We start from the raw sequence: 3,290 nt of genomic DNA, 5'->3' as shown, positions 1-3,290 counted from the left end.
GCGGCCGAGGGCGCCATCGACGCGGCGTCGATCCTCAAGCCCATGCTCGCCCGCGGTGAGCTGCAGACGATCGGCGCGACCACGCTCGACGAGTACCGCAAGCACCTGGAGAAGGACGCCGCTCTTGAGCGGCGGTTCCAGCCGATCCAGGTCGCGGAGCCGTCGGTGGCGCACACCATCGAGATCCTGAAGGGGCTGCGGGACCGGTACGAGGCGCACCACCGGGTCTCGATCACCGATGCCGCCCTGGTGGCGGCGGCCTCCCTGGCCGACCGGTACATCTCCGACCGGTTCCTGCCGGACAAGGCGATCGACCTGATCGACGAGGCCGGGTCCCGGATGCGCATCCGCCGGATGACCGCTCCGCCGGACCTGCGCGAGTTCGACGAGCGCATCGCCGCCGTCCGCCGGGACAAGGAGTCCGCGATCGACGCGCAGGACTTCGAGAAGGCCGCGTCGCTGCGCGACAAGGAGAAGACCCTGCTGGCCGAGAAGGCCAAGCGGGAGAAGGAGTGGAAGGCCGGCGACATGGACGTCGTCGCCGAGGTGGGCGACGAGGAGATCGCCGAGGTCCTCGCGATCTGGACGGGCATCCCGGTCTTCAAGCTCACCGAGGAGGAGACCGCGCGCCTGCTGCGCATGGAGGACGAGCTGCACAAGCGCGTCATCGGCCAGCAGCAGGCCATCAAGGCCGTCTCCCAGGCGATCCGACGCACCCGCGCCGGGCTGAAGGACCCGAAGCGCCCCGGCGGCTCGTTCATCTTCGCCGGCCCGTCCGGTGTCGGTAAGACCGAGCTGTCCAAGACTCTCGCCGAGTTCCTCTTCGGCGACGAGGACGCGCTCATCCAGCTCGACATGTCCGAGTACATGGAGAAGCACACCGTCTCGCGGCTGGTGGGCTCCCCGCCCGGCTACGTCGGCTACGAGGAGGGCGGCCAGCTCACCGAACGGGTCCGGCGCAAGCCGTTCTCGGTGGTGCTGTTCGACGAGGTCGAGAAGGCCCACCCCGACGTCTTCAACACGCTGCTGCAGATCCTGGAGGATGGTCGCCTGACCGACTCCCAGGGCCGGCTGGTCGACTTCAAGAACACCGTCCTGATCATGACGTCGAACCTGGGCACCCGGGACATCTCCAAGGGTCCCGGCATCGGGTTCGCCACCGGTCAGGGCGCCGTCGACTACGAGCGGATGAAGTCGAAGGTCCAGGACGAGCTCAAGCAGCACTTCCGGCCCGAGTTCCTCAACCGGATCGACGACATCATCGTCTTCCACCAGCTCTCCGAGAACGAGATCATCCAGATCGTCGATCTCATGCTGGCCCGGGTGGACGCGCAGCTGAAGAACAAGGACATGGCCCTCGAGTTGACGTCGGCCGCCAAGGCGCTTCTGGCGAAGAAGGGGTACGACCCGGTGCTGGGCGCCCGGCCACTGCGCCGGACGATCCAGCGGGAGATCGAGGACGTCCTGTCCGAGAAGATCCTCTACGGCACCCTCAAGCCGGGCGAGATCGTCGTCGGGGATGTCGAAGGCGACGGTGACGAGGCGAAGTTCGTCTTCCGCGGCGAGGCGAAGCCGAACCAGGTGCCCGATGCCCCGCCGGTCGATCTGGCCAAGTCCAGCGAGTAGGCGGTCGGGAATTCCGTGCCGCCTCCCGGGAGGCGGCCAGTCCGGTGACCCGGCGAGGGCCGGGCGCGATGGCCGGAGTAGCCCCGCGGCTGCTCCGGCCATCGCAGTCTCGGCCGCGTAGCCGGGCTGGTCGCTCCAGAGCTGGAACACGTTCGTTCTCTCACACATCGCTCGGCCGCACCGCTCGATCGGCGACCGGTAACGGAATATGGGAAAATGTCAGCCATCGGGTAACCATCTTGCCGGCCGGGGCACCCGGCGAGATCGGGTCCGGTTGCCGGCGCAGGCACGAGCACAGGCACAACTTCATCGCCCCGAGGACGATTCGGACTGCTGGTTCGGCGAACGGGAGAGCTCCGCTGGTGACTGGTAGTCCCGACGTCGCGCTCGGCGTTCACCTGACTTTCGGCTCCGATCCGGCCACGTCCATGGTCGTCTCGTGGCTGACCCGAACGGCCGTCCCTCGGCCCCAGGTACGGTTCGGTCCGGCGGCTGGCGGGTCTACCGGCTCGGTGACCGCGCTCACCCGTTCCTACACGGACGCCCTGACGAACGAGGTGGTCTTCGCCCACCATGCGCACCTGTCCGGACTCCTGCCGGCTGCCGACTACCGCTATGACGTGGGTCACGATGGGCGCTGGGGCTTGGCCCACGGGTCGTTCCGCACGGCTCCGCGGCATCGGGCCGCCTTCAGCTTCACCTGCTTCGGCGACCAGGGCACCGACGAGCCGCACGACCCGTACGGCTCGGCCGCGTCACGCCACGTGATAACCGGAGTGGAACGCCTCGCGCCGCTGTTCAACCTCGCGAACGGTGACCTGTCGTACGCCAACCAGCGCACGGATCCGGTTCGCGCCTGGTTCGACTGGTTCGCGATGATCAACGCCTCCGCCCGGTTCCGGCCGTGGATGCCCTGCAACGGCAACCATGAGACCGAGCGGGGCAACGGAGCTCTGGGGCTCGCCGCCTACCAGACCTACTTCGCCCTTCCCCAGCACGACGAGGAGGCCTACCTCGCCGGGCTCTGGTACGCGTTCACCGTCGGCGGCGTGCGGTTCGTCATGCTCAGCGCCGCCGACGTCTGCTATCAGGACAGCGGGCGAGTCTACCTCCATGGGTACAGCGCCGGCCGGCAGACCTCCTGGTTGAGACAGACCCTCAAACAGGCCCGCGCCGATCCCGGTATCGACTGGATCGTCGTCGGCATGCACCACGCCGCGGTGTCGACCGCGGCGGAGCACAACGGCGCCGACCTCGGTATCCGGGAGGAATGGCTGCCATTGTTCGACACCTACGAGGTGGATCTGGTGCTCTGCGGCCACGAGCACCACTACGAGCGCACTCATCCGCTGCGCGGGGTCGTGCCGGACAGCGCGACCCGGACTCCCCGCCCGGTCCCCGGCGCGACGACGCCCGCCCGGAAGACCGCTGACGGAGCGGGCGCCGCGGCCGGTGACGGGGCCGGTGACCTGCTCGACACCTCGGCGGGCACCGTTCACCTGCTCGTGGGCACCGGAGGATCCTCGTCGCCGCCGCGCACGCACTGTTCGATCCACCCGCCTGCTGGGTCATCGTCGGCGTGCACGAACAGGATCCCGGCCGGGGGCATCGCCAATCGGTCCGGGCGAGAGAGGACGCGCCCTGGCTCGCCTTCCGGGCGCCGG

General features: G+C 68.8%; 2 protein-coding genes. Both read left to right on the top strand.

What is annotated here, in order from left to right; genetic code table 11:
• Nucleotides 1–1,626: ATP-dependent Clp protease ATP-binding subunit (locus AC08ON_RS05395; RefSeq protein WP_476616553.1), on the top strand; the 1,626-nt coding region annotated here is incomplete at its 5' end.
• Between the two features lie 68 nt (nucleotides 1,627–1,694).
• A partial coding sequence (locus AC08ON_RS05390; RefSeq protein ID WP_476616561.1) for a purple acid phosphatase family protein occupies nucleotides 1,695–3,290 on the top strand: 1,596 nt, incomplete at its 3' end.

The sequence above is a fragment of the Frankia sp. CoWAU3 genome (assembly GCF_977971855.1).
Note: the sequence above shows the minus strand (reverse complement) of the source record. Positions and strands in the feature narration are given on the sequence as shown.